Source organism: Janthinobacterium sp. PSPC1-1, assembly GCF_049897625.1.
GTDB classification, from domain to species: domain Bacteria; phylum Pseudomonadota; class Gammaproteobacteria; order Burkholderiales; family Burkholderiaceae_D; genus Janthinobacterium; species Janthinobacterium tructae.
The window spans coordinates 408262-422786 of the sequence record NZ_JAFCWP010000005.1 but is presented as its reverse complement, the minus strand read 5'-3'; the positions used below and the strand labels follow the sequence as shown (position 1 = coordinate 422786).

The 14525-nt window shown below is 60.3% G+C and carries 10 protein-coding genes; all 10 read left to right on the top strand.

Going from position 1 to position 14525, the window contains the following annotated elements; genetic code table 11:
* The first annotated feature begins 22 nt into the window (after window positions 1–22).
* The 10 genes from ACP7EG_RS18590 to typA all read left to right on the top strand — a co-directional run bounded on the left by ACP7EG_RS18590 (window position 23) and on the right by typA (window position 14477).
* On the top strand, window positions 23–985 hold the full coding sequence (locus tag ACP7EG_RS18590; protein ID WP_096234050.1) for a VTT domain-containing protein: 963 nt from the start codon (window positions 23–25) through the stop codon (window positions 983–985).
* A 349-nt stretch (window positions 986–1334) separates the two neighbouring features.
* The gene (locus ACP7EG_RS18585) at window positions 1335–2354 is read left to right on the top strand and encodes a glucokinase (protein WP_426088800.1); all 1020 of its coding nucleotides are present in this window, start codon (window positions 1335–1337) and stop codon (window positions 2352–2354) included.
* 409 nt (window positions 2355–2763) lie between these two features.
* Window positions 2764–3558, top strand: a complete 795-nt coding sequence (gene scpB / locus ACP7EG_RS18580; protein ID WP_071079178.1) for an SMC-Scp complex subunit ScpB — start codon at window positions 2764–2766, stop codon at window positions 3556–3558.
* Complete coding sequence (rluB, locus tag ACP7EG_RS18575; protein WP_426088799.1) at window positions 3551–5662, top strand: 23S rRNA pseudouridine(2605) synthase RluB; 2112 nt, start codon at window positions 3551–3553, stop codon at window positions 5660–5662. Before scpB ends, rluB begins: the two co-directional genes overlap by 8 nt.
* Before the next feature lie 341 nt (window positions 5663–6003).
* The gene (gene rimP / locus ACP7EG_RS18570; RefSeq protein WP_071079329.1) at window positions 6004–6492 is read left to right on the top strand and encodes a ribosome maturation factor RimP; all 489 of its coding nucleotides are present in this window, start codon (window positions 6004–6006) and stop codon (window positions 6490–6492) included.
* On the top strand, window positions 6489–8054 hold the full coding sequence (nusA, locus tag ACP7EG_RS18565) for a transcription termination factor NusA (RefSeq protein WP_071079176.1): 1566 nt from the start codon (window positions 6489–6491) through the stop codon (window positions 8052–8054). Before rimP ends, nusA begins: the two co-directional genes overlap by 4 nt.
* 46 nt (window positions 8055–8100) lie before the next feature.
* Window positions 8101–10959 (top strand): translation initiation factor IF-2, encoded by a 2859-nt coding sequence (infB, locus tag ACP7EG_RS18560; RefSeq protein WP_099760444.1) that lies wholly within the window; start codon window positions 8101–8103, stop codon window positions 10957–10959.
* A 117-nt stretch (window positions 10960–11076) separates the two neighbouring features.
* A complete protein-coding gene (gene rbfA, locus ACP7EG_RS18555; RefSeq protein WP_034782531.1) occupies window positions 11077–11499 on the top strand; it encodes a 30S ribosome-binding factor RbfA in 423 nt (140 codons plus the stop codon).
* Window positions 11500–11501: 2 nt separating this feature from the next.
* Entirely contained in the window at window positions 11502–12437 is a 936-nt protein-coding gene (gene truB / locus ACP7EG_RS18550) for a tRNA pseudouridine(55) synthase TruB (RefSeq protein WP_282405926.1), read from the top strand.
* Window positions 12438–12644: 207 nt separating this feature from the next.
* Window positions 12645–14477: a translational GTPase TypA gene (typA, locus tag ACP7EG_RS18545; protein ID WP_116743332.1), complete on the top strand. Its 1833-nt coding sequence runs from the start codon at window positions 12645–12647 to the stop codon at window positions 14475–14477.
* The last annotated feature ends 48 nt before the right edge of the window (window positions 14478–14525 follow it).

Below are 14525 nucleotides of genomic sequence, written 5' to 3'. Positions count from 1 at the left end.
TTTTTACGGTAAGATAGCGGCCATGCCCAACCTCATTTATCTGCTCGAACATTACGGTGTCCTGATTGTCTTTGGCATCGTGCTGGTGGAGCAGCTCGGCTTGCCGATTCCTGCCTTTCCCATCCTTGTGGTGGCGGGGGCGCTGGCCGTCGATGGCGACATGAATGGGGGGCTGGTGCTGGCCGCCGCGCTGGGTGCCTGCCTGATCAGCGACTTCACGTGGTTCCGCGCGGGCCGGCATTTCGGCAAGCGCATCCTGCGGCTGCTGTGCCGCATCTCGCTGTCGCCCGATTACTGCGTCAGCCAGACGGAAGACAAGTTCAAGCGCTGGGGGCCGAAAGCCCTGATCGTCTCCAAGTTCGTGCCGGGCTTCAATACCGTGGCCGCGCCCATGTCGGGCGCGCTGGGTACGCCGCCGGGCCTGTTCTTCCTGTACGCGGGCCTGGGCGCCTTGCTGTGGAGCGGCACGGGCATCGTCGTTGGCGTGATTTTCCATGCCAGCGTGCAGCAGGTGCTCGACTTGCTCAGCACCATGGGCAGCACCGCCTTGCTGATGCTGGCCACCTTGCTGGGCTTGTTCCTGCTGTATAAATTCCTCGAGCGCCGGCGTTTCCGTCAGGCCTTGCAGATCGAGCGCATCGGCATCGATGAATTGCTCGAACTCATAGAGCAGGGCGAAGAACCGCTGATGGTCGACGCGCGCAGCGCCACGGCGCAAGCGCTGGAGCCGGCCGTGCCGGGCGCCTTGTTCTTCAATGGCAAGGAACCGGTGCCCGCCATGATCGCCATGGACAAGGACCGCCACATCATCGTGTATTGCAGCTGCCCCAACGACGTGACGGCCGCGCAAGTGGCCAAGCTGCTGCACCAGCACGGCTTTCACCGGGCCAAGCCCCTGCATGGCGGCCTCGATGCGTGGAATGCCGCCTACCGCTCCGACCAGCCGGCGCCTGCCAGCCTGCTGGGCGAAGGCATGCCCACCTGATCAGTAAAAACCGGTAGTAATAATACGAAAACACCGTCGCCGGGCCACCGGGACGGCAGCGTCACGCCTGCGTCGTTCCATACAAAGCGCCTTTGCGCAAACTGCGGCATACTCTCCGTGAAGGGCGACTCCTGCTGCTGTGCAGCATGCTTTTCGGGCGCTTGCTGAGTGCAAGTACTTACTATAAATCATTGTTTTTGAGTAATTTTGGTGCCACTTGTTGCATTTGGAGTGGAACTACCAATAAAGGCTGATTTTGATGTACTTAAACTACAAACTTTGCTTGCCTCCGGGCGCATTCATCCTTTAAGCTTGGCGTCCCATGCGTCCCACTTCATCATTTAAAATCATGAGCGCTTCGTCTTCTCCCGTACTGCCGACTTCCGCCTTCGCCGATGGACCGCGCCTGCTGGCCGACGTGGGCGGCACCAATGCCCGTTTCGCCCTGGAAGTGGCCGCTGGCCACATCACCCTGGTGGAAGTGCTGCCCTGTGCCGATTACCCGAGCCTGTCCGCCGCCCTGCAAGCCTACCTGGCCCTGCCGCACATCGCTGCCGCCGGCGGGCAAGCCGTGCGCCATGCCGTGATCGCCATCGCCAACCCCGTCGACGGCGATTTCCTCAGCATGACGAACCATCACTGGTCGTTCTCGATCCGCGCCATGCGCGAAGAGTGCGGTTTCACGACCCTGGACGTGGTCAACGATTTCACGGCCCTGGCGCGTTCCTTGCCGCAGCTGTCGAACGAGCAAAAGCACCAGGTGGGCGCAGGCACGGCCCGACCGAACACGGCCATCGGCCTGATCGGCGCCGGCACGGGCCTGGGCGTGTCGGGCCTGATTCCCTCGCACGGCGGCTGGATCGCCCTGCAAAGCGAAGGCGGCCACGTCAGCTTTGCGCCGTTCAATGAAGTGGAAGTGAGCATTCTGCAATTTGCCTGGCGCGAATACGAGCACGTTTCGGCCGAACGCCTGATTTCCGGCGATGGCCTGGAACTGATCTACCGCGCCCTGGCCGACCGCGCGGGTGTGCCGGCCGAAGCCTTGCCGGCGGCGGAAATCACGCGCCGCGCGCTGGCCGGCGAATCCCAGTTGTGCGACGACGTCATCGAAGCGTTCTGCTGCATGCTGGGTACGGTGGCGGGCAACGTCGCCGTCACGCTGGGCGCGCTCGGCGGTATTTATATCGGCGGCGGCATCGTGCCACGCCTGGGGCCGCGCTTCGACCGTTCCGGTTTCCGCGCCCGCTTCGAGCGCAAGGGCCGCTTTGCCAATTATGTCTCGCAAGTGCCGACCTTCGTCATCACGGCGCAGTATCCAGCTTTCCTGGGTGCATCGGCCATTCTCTCGGAGAAACTCGCCTCCCTGTGATACGGGCAGTGGGTGATGTGTCGCGCCAGGGCCGGGTAAAACGCGTGTTTTACCCGGTTTTGCGCTTTTCCGCTTTTTATCAGGTACAATTGGCATCGTTGGATGAAACGACGACTGTCGCTATCCTGTCTGGCTGAATCTTCGCCACGGGAATAGCACGGGAATAGCAGCAGCTCCGGAGTTCGTTTCATTGCTGGTTATTTAAGGCCAGCACCATGGATGGCAGGACTTTCACTGCATCCGCTTTAATCCCGCTTTGCGCGCATCGGCCAAGGCGTCGGAAAAACAGCCTCAACTTGTAACCCAGCACGGCGTCATCATCGATGTCTGCCATCTGTTACGTTGAAATGAACGTTTTTGATTTCTTTCTCTGCCTACGAATTGCAATACACATCCGCACAGAATTGCTATGAATACAATTGAGGCTAAAAAAGTCCTCGAAACCGCGTTGCTGTGCGCTCGTGAGTCGCTGACGATCCACAGCCTGAAAAAGCTGTTCGTCGATGCGGACGAGAACGGTCGCGTGCGCGGTGTCGGCGTTGGTGCCGACACGATCAAGCAATTGCTGGAAGAATTGCGGCAGGAGTGGGAAGGGCGCGGCATCGAAATCGTCAGTCTGGCTTCGGGCTGGCGCTTTCAAAGCCGCCCGGAAATGAAGATGTATCTGGATCGCATGACGCCCGAGCGGCCGCCCAAGTATTCGCGGGCGACCCTGGAAACCCTGGCCATCATCGCCTACCGCCAGCCGGTGACGCGCGGCGATATCGAGGAGATTCGCGGTGTTGCCGTCAATTCGCAGACGATCAAGATGCTGGAAGACCGTGGCTGGGTCGACGCCATCGGCTACCGCGACGTGGTGGGACGGCCGGCCTTGCTGGCCACCACCAAGCAGTTTTTGGATGACCTGGGTTTGCATTCGCTGTCCCAACTGCCGCCTTTGCAGCAAATCAGTGAAATGCAGGGCAATGGGCTCGAAGCCCTGGAAGCGGCCCTGCAAGAAAATTTTGACAAGGCAAGCAATGAGCTTGTCCCCCAGCTTGGTGCAGGTAGCAATACGGCTGTGACAGATGTAGATGTGACAGCAAGCCTTGATACCGGCCCCGATGCTTCGCCCACGGACGAAGCCTACACTCACGACCCTGCGCCAGAACTAACGGTTGACGCTGCGCCAGGTCAGCACAGCCAAGAAACGAAGAATGAATAATCCGAACACACCCGAGACAGTAATCGCCAGCGACGAAGCCATCGTTGCCAAGCCCAAGCGCCGCACCAAGGCCCAAATCGAAGCCGATGCGGCTGCTGCCGTTGCAACGGTGGCTGCCGGCGACAGCGTCGCTGCCAAGCCGAAGCGCCGCACCAAAGCCGACGTGGCCGCCGACTCAGTTGCTGAATCCTCCGTCGCTGCTGCTGCCGAAGCTGCTCCAGCCGTCAAGAAAACCCGCGCCAAGCCGGCCCTGAAAGCCGTCTCCGACGCCGCGGAAGCCGCTGCCGAAGCGGTCGCCGAAGTTGCCAGCACCCCGGCGCCGCGTCCGCCGCGTGCCCGCGCCGCCGCCAAGGCCGCTGCCGCCGTCGCTGAAGCGGCGCCGGAAGTCGTCGCTGACAAGCCGGCCGAAGCGCGTCCGACCCGTGGTCCGCGCCAGATGCGTGGCGTGCAGGCGGAACGCGCACTGCGCCAGCCGCCGCGCGCCGAAGCGCCGCAGGCGGCCGAAGCCGTTGCCGCAGCGCCTGCCGCCGAGCAAGCAGCCGCGCCTGTCGCCGATGTGTTCGATGCCGAAGGCAACCTCGTGTCCGGCCCGCGCCTGCCGCGCGGTCCGCGCAACGACGTGCCGGGCGCCGGCAAGAATGCCGGCAAGAGCCGTAAAAAGGGCAAGGGCCGTCAGGCTGCGCCAGGTAAGCTCAGTGACGCCGACGCGGTCTTCTCGTTCGTCACCTCCGACGCGTTCGACAGCGAAGAAGGCGGTGCGGGCCGCGTGCAGAAAGTGGCCGTGCGCCGCGACCTGACGTCCGACGACGACGCGCCGAAGCTGCACAAGGTGCTGGCCGAAGCCGGTCTCGGTTCGCGCCGCGACATGGAAGACCTGATCGTCTCGGGCCGCGTGTCCGTGAATGGCGAGCCGGCCCACATCGGCCAGCGTATCTTGCCAAGCGACCACGTGCGCATCAATGGCAAGTTGATCCAGCGCCGCGTCAGCAAGAAGCCGCCACGAGTGCTGGTGTACCACAAGCCGGCCGGCGAAATCGTCAGCCACAACGACCCGGACGGCCGTCCATCCGTGTTTGACCGCCTGCCGACCATGAAAGCCGGCAAATGGCTGGCCGTTGGCCGCCTCGACTTCAACACGGAAGGCTTGCTGCTGTTTACCACCTCCGGTGACCTGGCCAACCGCCTGATGCACCCGCGCTACGGCATCGACCGCGAGTACGCCGTGCGTACCCTGGGCGAGCTGGAAGAGGGCATGCGCCAGAAGCTGCTGGCCGGCGTCGAGCTGGAAGACGGCCTGGCGCAATTTTCGAAGATCGCCGATGGCGGCGGCGAAGGCATCAACAAGTGGTACCGCGTGGTGATCGGCGAAGGCCGTAACCGCGAGGTGCGTCGCATGTTCGAAGCCATCGGTCTGACCGTTTCGCGCCTGATCCGTACCCGTTACGGCGCCATGACCCTGCCGAGCGGCTTGAAGCGCGGCCGTTGGGAAGAAATGGAAGAAAATACCGTGCGCGATCTGTTGACCGCCTATGGTATCGAAAAGAAAATGCCGGCATCGGGCGACCCCCGTGCCGCTGGCGCAGCCAAGGGCCGCGAAGCGCGCAAGGTCGAACGCAAGGACCGCGATGACGAGCCGAATGGCAATCGCATCGATGTCAGCAACCGCAACGCCGATCCATTCCCGGTCGCGCCGCGCCGTGGCCAGCCGCAAGGCCAGTTTGCACGTCCGCAAGGCCAGGGTCGTCCAGGCGGCACCGGCCGTCCAGGCGAAGCGCGTGGTCCTGGCCGTGGCCAGCCGCAAGGTCCGTTCCAGGGCGGCCAGCCGCGTTCGTCGGCATCGTTCGAAGGTGCGCCGCAAGGCCAGGGTCGTCCGCCGCGTGCGGCAGGCCAGGGGCAGGGACGTCCGGCCGGTGGTGAAGGCCGCGCGCCGCAGCGCGCTCCGCGCCAGCCCGATCCGCTGCAAACGACCTTCGGCTTTGCCAACACGGGTCCGCGCCGCAATGCGGGCGGTGCAGGTGGGCAAGCGCGTTCCGGTGGTCAGCCGCGTGGCGGCATGGACCGTGGCGGCATGGATGGCATGCCGCGCCGTCGCAGCAAAGGTTAAATCAGGGGATTTCTTCTTGCGCGCCCGCTAATCTGCTGCGTGCGCGCGCTCTTGTAACTGTTGTAAGCCGGGCCGCTCCTTGTGTGCGGCATTGCGGCGAAGTTAATAAGAGGTTATAATCTGCAGCCTAATAAAAGTTCTCCGCAGGGTTGTTTGGCGGGGAGTGCTTATCTGGTTGGGGAAATACAGAAAGATGGGCAGATGCCCATTTTTTTTTTGTTGAACCGTTTGTCATGGCTCCGCAAGGGGCCATATATGACTTGAATGCGTGTTTTTGCATGTTGTCGGCGCTCAATGCGGCGCTGTCATGCCGAAAACGGGCCTTATTTCTGGAGAATTTCTTGCAGCAGTTGGGATTAATTGAAAAGACAGTTACAGGTCTGGGCTATGAGCTCGTTGATGTTGAACGTGCCGAGCGCGGAATGCTGCGCGTCTTTATTGATTTCAGCGCCGCCGATGCCGCTGAAAAAGGTCCGATCACGGTCGAAGACTGTGCCACGGTGAGTCACCAGTTATCGCATGTGTTGACGGTAGAGAACGTTCCTTACGAGCGTCTCGAGATTTCTTCCCCGGGTCTGGATCGTCCGGTGCGCAAGCTGGAAGACTTTGTTCGTTTCGCAGGCCAGGAAATCATCGTCAAGCTGAATGTGGCGATGCCGGGTACGAACAACCGGAAATCGTTCCAGGGGATCTTGCAAGAACCCGTGGGCGATAAATTGTCGTTGGAATTTGAAGGTAAGGATGGTCCGGCGATGTTGGAATTTACGCTCGCGGATGTGGATAAGGCACGCTTGGTGCCGCAGGTGGTTTTTAAGGGACGCAAAGCATGAGCCGCGAAGTTTTATTATTGGTTGACGCGCTGGCGCGCGAAAAAAACGTCGATAAAGATGTCGTCTTCGGCGCCCTCGAATTCGCGTTGGCGCAAGCCACGAAGAAACGGTATGAGGGTGAGGTAGACATCCGCGTTTCGATCGACCGCGAAACGGGCGAATTCGAATCGTTCCGCCGCTGGCACGTGGTGCCCGATGAAGCTGGCCTGCAATTGCCGGATCAGGAGATCCTGCATTTCGAGGCAAAAGAACAGATTTCCGATATCGAAGTCGATGACCACATCGAAGAGCCGATCGAATCCGTTGAATTCGGCCGCCGTTTCGCCCAGGATACCAAACAGGTCGTCCTGCAGCGCGTGCGTGACGCCGAACGTGAACAGATCCTGGTCGACTTCCTGGAACGTGGCGATTCGCTCGTCACCGGCACCATCAAGCGCATGGAACGCGGCGACGCCATCGTCGAATCGGGCAAGATCGAAGCGCGTCTGCCACGCGACCAGATGATCCCGAAAGAAAATCTGCGTATCGGCGACCGTGTGCGTGCATACATCTTGCGCATCGACCGCAATATGCGCGGCCCGCAAGTGATCCTGTCGCGCACCGCGCCAGAATTCATCATGAAGCTGTTTGAACTGGAAGTGCCGGAAATCGAGCAAGGCATGCTGGAAATCAAATCCGCAGCCCGCGATGCCGGCGTACGCGCCAAGATCGCCGTCTACACGGCCGACAAGCGCATCGACCCGATCGGTACTTGCGTCGGCATGCGCGGTTCGCGCGTGCAGGCTGTTACCGGCGAGCTCGGTGGCGAACGTGTCGACATCGTGCTGTGGTCGGAAGATCCGGCGCAGTTCGTCATCGGCGCCCTGGCGCCGGCGAACGTGTCGTCGATCATGGTCGATGAAGAAAAACACGCGATGGATGTCGTCGTGGATGAAGAAAACCTGGCAATCGCGATCGGCCGTTCCGGCCAGAACGTGCGCCTGGCCTCGGACCTGACCGGCTGGAAGATCAACATCATGACGGCCGAAGAATCGGCTGACAAAGCTGCCCAGGAAACGGCTGCCGTGCGCATCCTGTTCATGGAAAAGCTCGATGTCGACCAGGAAGTGGCCGATATTCTGGTAGAAGAAGGTTTCGCCAGTCTGGAAGAAATCGCTTACGTGCCAATTTCCGAAATGCTGGAAATCGAATCGTTTGACGAAGATACCGTCAATGAACTCCGTACCCGTGCGCGTGATGCGCTCGTGACCGAAGCGATTGCTTCGGAAGAGGGTCTGGAAGGCATGGACGAGGCGTTGGTGGGTCTGGAAGGCATGGACCGCATTACCGCCGGCAAGCTGGGTCTGGCTGGTATCAAGACCGTTGAAGCATTTGCAGCACTGGCATACGACGAATTTGGCGCAATCCTGGCCTTGTCTGCGGACCGTGCGCGTGAACTGATTACAAGTGAATTTAAAGATGTGACCGACGATGAGATGAAGTTGGTTGACTCGAAATATGACGATCGTGCCAAGGCGTTGCAAGCCAAGGCATGGAGTCTGGCCGAATCCGCAAAGGCTTAATTTGAGTATCTTTATCATCTCCGCGACACATAGAAAAGAGGACTGAATGGCGAGTAACAACGTAGCCCAATTTGCCACCGAACTGAAGATGCCTGCAGATTTGCTGCTGACGCAGCTGCGTTCTGCCGGCGTCGAGAAAAGTTCGACGTCAGATCCATTGTCGAAAGATGATAAGGACAAGCTTTTGGATCATCTGCGCCGCACACACGGCGCAGCGGCTGACACAGAAAAGAAAAAAATCACCGTGACCCGCAAGGAAACGACTGAAATCAAGCAAGCTGACGCCACCGGCAAGTCGCGCACCATCCAGGTGGAAGTGCGCAAGAAGCGCACTTTCGTCCAGCGTGACGAAGCTGCGCCGGTCGCAGCAGAACCGGTCGCGCCTGCCGCACCGGTGATCGATCCCGCCGACGTGGCGCGCCGTGAAGAAGATGCCCGTAAACAGGCTGAACTGATCGCCCGCCAGGAAGCCGATCTGCGCGAAAAGCAAGAACGTCTGGCCAAGCTCGACGCGGAAAAAGAAGCCCAGGCGAAAGCCACGCAACAGGCTGAATTGGCTGCGAAGAAAGAAGCTGACGCGGAAGCGAAGAAAGCGGCTGCCAAGGCTGCTGCTGCGCCTGTCGCCAGCGCCGCTGCGCCTGTCGTTGACGACGCCGCTGCCGAAGCGAAAAAAGCTGCTGCCGCTGAAGAAGCGAAGAAGAAGGCCGCTGCCGCCGCTGTTGCCGCCAAGGAAGCCGCTGACAAAGCGGAAGCCACGGACCGTGCACGCAAGGCTGTTGCCGACGAAGTTGCCCAGATCAAGGCCATGATGAACGCGCCACGCCGCGCCATCAAGGCACCGGAACCCGTACCGGTTCCGGTCAAGCCGAAGGCGCCGGAAGGCACCCTGCACAAGCCTGCTGACAAGAAACCTGGCGACAAGCCGGGCGACAAGAAGCCTGCTGTTGCAGACAAGAAATCCATCAAGTCGGCCAATGTGTCGTCCACCTGGTCCGATGACGCGAAAAAACGCGGCACCACCGGTGGTCCCAAGCCACGCGGCAATAGCGGCCCAGGCGGCCGTGACAGCTGGCGCGGTGGCGCGAAGGGCCGTCGCCCGACGCACCATGACGACCGTGAATCGAACTTCCAGGCGCCTACGGAAGCCGTCGTCAAAGACGTGCACGTACCGGAAACGATCACCGTGGCCGAATTGGCACACAAAATGTCCGTCAAGGCATCCGAAGTCATCAAGCATTTGATGAAATTGGGCCAGATGTGCACGATCAACCAGGTGCTGGACCAGGAAACCGCCATGATTTTGGTGGAAGAAATGGGCCACAAGGCGTTCGCCGCCGAGCAGGATGATCCGGAAGCGTTGCTGGCCGATGTGGGCGAGCACGCGCACTTCGAGTCGAAGCCGCGCGCACCGGTGGTCACCGTCATGGGTCACGTCGACCACGGCAAGACCTCGTTGCTCGATTACATCCGTCGCGCCAAGGTTGCCTCCGGCGAAGCGGGCGGCATTACGCAGCATATCGGCGCTTACCACGTCAATACGCCACGCGGCATGATCACCTTCCTCGACACCCCGGGCCACGAAGCGTTTACCGCCATGCGTGCCCGTGGCGCCAAGGCAACCGACATCGTTATTCTGGTGGTTGCCGCCGACGATGGCGTGATGCCGCAAACGAAAGAAGCGATTGCCCATGCGAAAGCAGCCGGCGTGCCGCTGGTGGTGGCGATCAACAAGGTCGACAAACCGGGTGGTAACGTGGACCGCGTGACGCAGGAACTGGTCGCCGAGCAAGTCGTGCCGGAAGAATACGGTGGCGAATCGCCATTCGTGCCGGTGTCGGCCAAAACGGGCCAGGGTATCGACGATCTGCTGGAACAAGTGCTGTTGCAAGCCGAAGTGCTGGAACTGACGGCACCGGTCGATGCGCCTGCGCGCGGCCTGGTTGTCGAGGCACGTCTGGACAAGGGCCGTGGTCCTGTTGCGACGATCCTGGTGCAGTCCGGTACCTTGAAACGCGGCGACGTGATTCTGGCTGGCTCTTCGTATGGCCGTGTTCGCGCCATGCTGGATGAGAACGGCAAGTCCATCGCTGAAGCGGGTCCTTCGATTCCGGTCGAAATCCAGGGCTTGACGGAAGTGCCGGTTGCCGGTGAAGAAGTCGTCGTCATGGCTGACGAGCGCAAGGCGCGTGAAATTGGTCTGTTCCGTCAAGGTAAGTTCCGCGACGTGAAACTGGCCAAGCAGCAAGCTGCGAAACTGGAAAACATGTTCGACCAGATGGCCGAAGGCGAAGTGAAAAACTTGCCGCTGATCATCAAAACCGACGTGCAAGGTTCGCAAGAAGCGCTGGTTGGTTCGCTGCAGAAACTGTCGACCTCCGAAGTGCGCGTACAAGTTGTCCACGCGGCCGTCGGCGGCATCACGGAATCGGACGTCAACCTGGCAGTCGCCTCGAAAGCGGTCATCATCGGCTTTAATGCCCGTGCTGATGCCCAGGCACGCAAGCTGGCCGAGTCGAATGGCGTGGACATTCGCTACTACAACATCATTTACGATGCGATCGACGAGATCCGTTCGGCGTTGTCGGGCATGTTGGCACCAGAGAAACGCGAAACCGTCATCGGCCAGGTCGAGATCCGCCAGGTTATCTTGGTCTCGAAAGTGGGCGCGATTGCCGGTTGCCTGGTCACCGATGGTGTGGTCAAGCGTGCTTCTTCCGTCCGCCTGTTGCGCAACAACATCGTGGTGTGGAGCGGCGAGATCGACTCCCTGAAACGCTTCAAGGACGATGCGAAAGAAGTTCGTGCCGGTCTGGAGTGCGGCCTGTCGCTGCGCAACTACAACGACATTCAGGTTGGCGACACGCTGGAAGTGTTCGAAGTCCAGGAAATCGCTCGTACCCTGTAATCTCAGCAAGAACAATGGCGCGGGCATAGTGATGTCCGCGCAAACACGTGGGGCGCATTGGTCAACGGGCAACCGTTTGACTCATGCGCCCTGCGGCACTTAGGACAGCATAAAATCATGGCTAAACATAGCAAAACCATGCCAGCGCGCGGCTTGCGCGTGGCCGACCAGATCCAGCGCGATCTGGCTGAAATCGTCGCCTACGAATTGAAAGACCCGCGCGTGGGCACGATGATCACCATCACCGAAGTGCAGATCACGCCCGATTACGCGCACGCCAAGGTGTTTTTCACGATGTTGAAAGACAGCAAGGAAGCCATCAAGAACACCACCGAAGGCTTGATGGCCGCGTCTGGCTTCATCCGTGGCTTGCTGGGCAAGCGCCTGCACATCCATACCCTGCCGATGCTGCATTTCGTGCACGACAGCTCGACTTCGCGCGGCATGGAAATGTCCTTGCTGATCGATAAGGCCAACGCCACGCGCGCGGCCGACGCCGAGCCGGACGAAAAGCCTGCTGACAAAGCGGACGAGCAATAAACGTGGCGGGTCCGAAGAAACCACCCGGCATCAAGCGGGTGCGCGACCTGGTCGATGGCGTCTTGCTGCTTGATAAGCCCGTGGGCTGGTCCAGCAACGATGCCCTGATCAAGGCCAAGCGCGTGCTGAATGCAAAAAAAGCGGGCCATACGGGCACGCTGGACCCGTTCGCCACGGGCTTGCTGCCGCTGTGCTTTGGCGAGGCCACGAAGTTCTCGCAGGACTTGCTGGAAGCCGATAAAACCTACGAAACCCTGGTGCACCTGGGGCAGACGACGGATACGGGCGATACCGAGGGCGCAGTGCTGGAAACGCGCGATGTCAACGTCACCGAAGAGCAGATCGAAGCCGTGCTGGCGCAGTTTCGCGGGCCTATCCTGCAGACGCCGCCCATGTACTCGGCCTTGAAAAGAGACGGCAAGCCCTTATATGAGTATGCAAGGGCAGGCATCACCCTGGAGCGCGAAGCGCGCCCGGTGACCATCCACAAGCTCGAGTTCCTCGGCTATGAAGCCCCGTTCCTGAAATTGTCCGTGATGTGCAGCAAGGGCACGTATATCCGCGTGCTGGGCGAAGATATCGGCCATGCCCTCGGTTGCGGCGGCCATTTGAACGCCTTGCGCCGCACGCAGGTGGGCAGCCTGACGTTGGACGGCGTCGTCACCCTGGACGAGCTGACGGCGCATGCCGCGCCGCTGAGCTTGCTGGCGCCCGTCGATGCATTGTTGTCGAGTTTCCCCGCCGTCCAGTTGACCGAAGAATTGGCCAAGCGTTTCCTGCATGGCCAGCGCATCGCACTGGGCAAGGAAGAGGTCGCCGTACCAGCCGAACCGGGCAGGGTGCGCGTGTATCACGACAGCAAGCTGCTGGGCACGGGCCAGTTGCAGGAATACAGCATCCTGGCGCCGGAACGCTTGATTGCCACGGCACATCAATAAGTCACAGCAACGTCATATTACCCAGCGACACTCGTTAAACAGTGTCGCTTTTTTAAACAAATCGTCCCCGACTGCGGGAGCCGCCAGCATTTTTAGATAGCGTTGCAACGCAACATGCTATACTACGCGGTTCCGGAAATAGATTAGCATTCGGGTATCTCGTACACCTTGTACGCACTCCGCAGTTTTTCAGTAACTACTACGACCATGTCAAATACAAAACGCGCAATTCGTAATATCGCCATTATCGCCCACGTTGACCACGGCAAAACCACGCTGGTGGATCAGCTGCTGCGCCAATCCGGCACCTTCCGTGAAAACCAAGCGGTCGACACCCGAGTCATGGACTCGAACGACCTGGAAAAGGAGCGCGGCATTACGATTCTGTCGAAGAACTGCGCTGTTGAGTACGAAGGCACCCACATTAACATCGTCGACACCCCAGGCCACGCCGACTTCGGCGGCGAAGTGGAACGTGTTCTGTCGATGGTTGACTCGGTTCTGCTGCTGATCGATGCACAAGAAGGCCCGATGCCGCAAACCCGTTTCGTCACGCGCAAAGCGCTGGCACTGGGTCTGAAGCCTATCGTCATCGTCAACAAGATCGACCGTCCAGGCGCACGTCCGGACTGGGCCATCAACCAGACGTTCGAACTGTTCGACAAACTGGGCGCTACCGACGAGCAACTGGATTTCCCTATCATTTACGCTTCGGGCCTGAACGGCTATGCCGGCCTGACCGAAGACGTACGCAGCGGCGACATGAAGCCGATGTTCGATGCGATCCTGCAACACGTGCCTGTCCGTGATGACAATCCGGAAGGCCCGCTGCAGATGCAAATCACCTCGCTCGACTACTCGTCGTACGTCGGCAAGATCGGCATTGGCCGCGTCAACCGCGGTACCGTCAAGGTCGGCCAGGACGTGCTGGTCATCAACGGTCCAGGCGCCACGCCTATCAAAGGCCGCATCAACCAGGTGCTGAACTTCAAGGGCCTGGAGCGCGTGCTGGTAGACGAAGCCGTTGCCGGCGACATCTGCCTGATCAACGGTATCGACGAAATCGGCATCGGTTCGACCCTGTGCGCACTGGACACCCCGGAAGCGCTGCCTATGCTGACCGTCGACGAGCCAACCCTGACCATGAACTTCATGGTCAACAACTCGCCACTGGCTGGCCGCGAAGGCAAGTTCGTGACCTCGCGTCAATTGCGTGACCGTCTGGACCGCGAACTGAAAGCCAACGTTGCTCTGCGCGTAGCGCCGACCGACGACGACACGATCTTTGAAGTATCGGGTCGCGGTGAATTGCACCTGACGATTCTGCTGGAAAACATGCGTCGCGAAGGCTTCGAGCTGGCCGTATCGCGTCCGCGCGTGGTCTACAAGATGGTCGATGGCGTGCGCCACGAGCCGTTTGAAAACCTGTCGGTCGACGTGGAAGAAGTCAACCAGGGCGGCGTCATGGAAGAGCTGGGCCGTCGTCGTGGCGACCTGCAAAACATGGAATCGGATGGCAAGGGCCGCGTGCGTCTCGAGTATCTGATCCCGGCGCGTGGCCTGATCGGCTTCCAGGGCGAATTCATGACCCTGACCCGCGGCACCGGCTTGATGAGCCACGTATTCAACGAATACGCGCCAGTCGACAACACCCGTGGCGAAATGGCTGGCCGTCGTAACGGCGTGCTGATCTCGCAAGATGACGGCGCCGCTGTTGCCTACGCCCTGTGGAAACTGCAAGATCGCGGCCGCATGTTCGTGGTCCACAACGATCCAGTGTACGAAGGCATGATCATCGGTATTCACTCGCGTGACAACGATCTGGTCGTCAACCCGATCAAGGGCAAGCAGCTGACCAACGTGCGTTCGTCGGGTACCGATGAAGCAGTGCGCCTGGTACCACCAGTGCAAATGTCGCTGGAATACGCGGTGGAATTCATCGCTGACGACGAACTGGTGGAAATCACGCCTAAATCGATCCGTCTGCGCAAGCGCTTCCTGAAAGAAAACGAGCGTAAGCGCGCCGGCCGCGACGCGTAATTGTTGTAGTGGTGTAGTGGTGCGGCGCTGCGTCGCCGCGCCAACCAG

Bases quoted from the DNA above. Each gene is read 5' to 3' on its own strand.
- ACP7EG_RS18590 (WP_096234050.1), top strand. From the start codon at position 23: ATGCCCAACCTCATTTATCTGCTCGAACATTACGGTGTCCTGATTGTC.
- ACP7EG_RS18585 (WP_426088800.1), top strand. From the start codon at position 1,335: ATGAGCGCTTCGTCTTCTCCCGTACTGCCGACTTCCGCCTTCGCCGAT.
- scpB (WP_071079178.1), top strand. From the start codon at position 2,764: ATGAATACAATTGAGGCTAAAAAAGTCCTCGAAACCGCGTTGCTGTGC.
- rluB (WP_426088799.1), top strand. From the start codon at position 3,551: ATGAATAATCCGAACACACCCGAGACAGTAATCGCCAGCGACGAAGCC.
- nusA (WP_071079176.1), top strand. From the start codon at position 6,489: ATGAGCCGCGAAGTTTTATTATTGGTTGACGCGCTGGCGCGCGAAAAA.
- infB (WP_099760444.1), top strand. From the start codon at position 8,101: ATGGCGAGTAACAACGTAGCCCAATTTGCCACCGAACTGAAGATGCCT.
- rbfA (WP_034782531.1), top strand. From the start codon at position 11,077: ATGGCTAAACATAGCAAAACCATGCCAGCGCGCGGCTTGCGCGTGGCC.
- typA (WP_116743332.1), top strand. From the start codon at position 12,645: ATGTCAAATACAAAACGCGCAATTCGTAATATCGCCATTATCGCCCAC.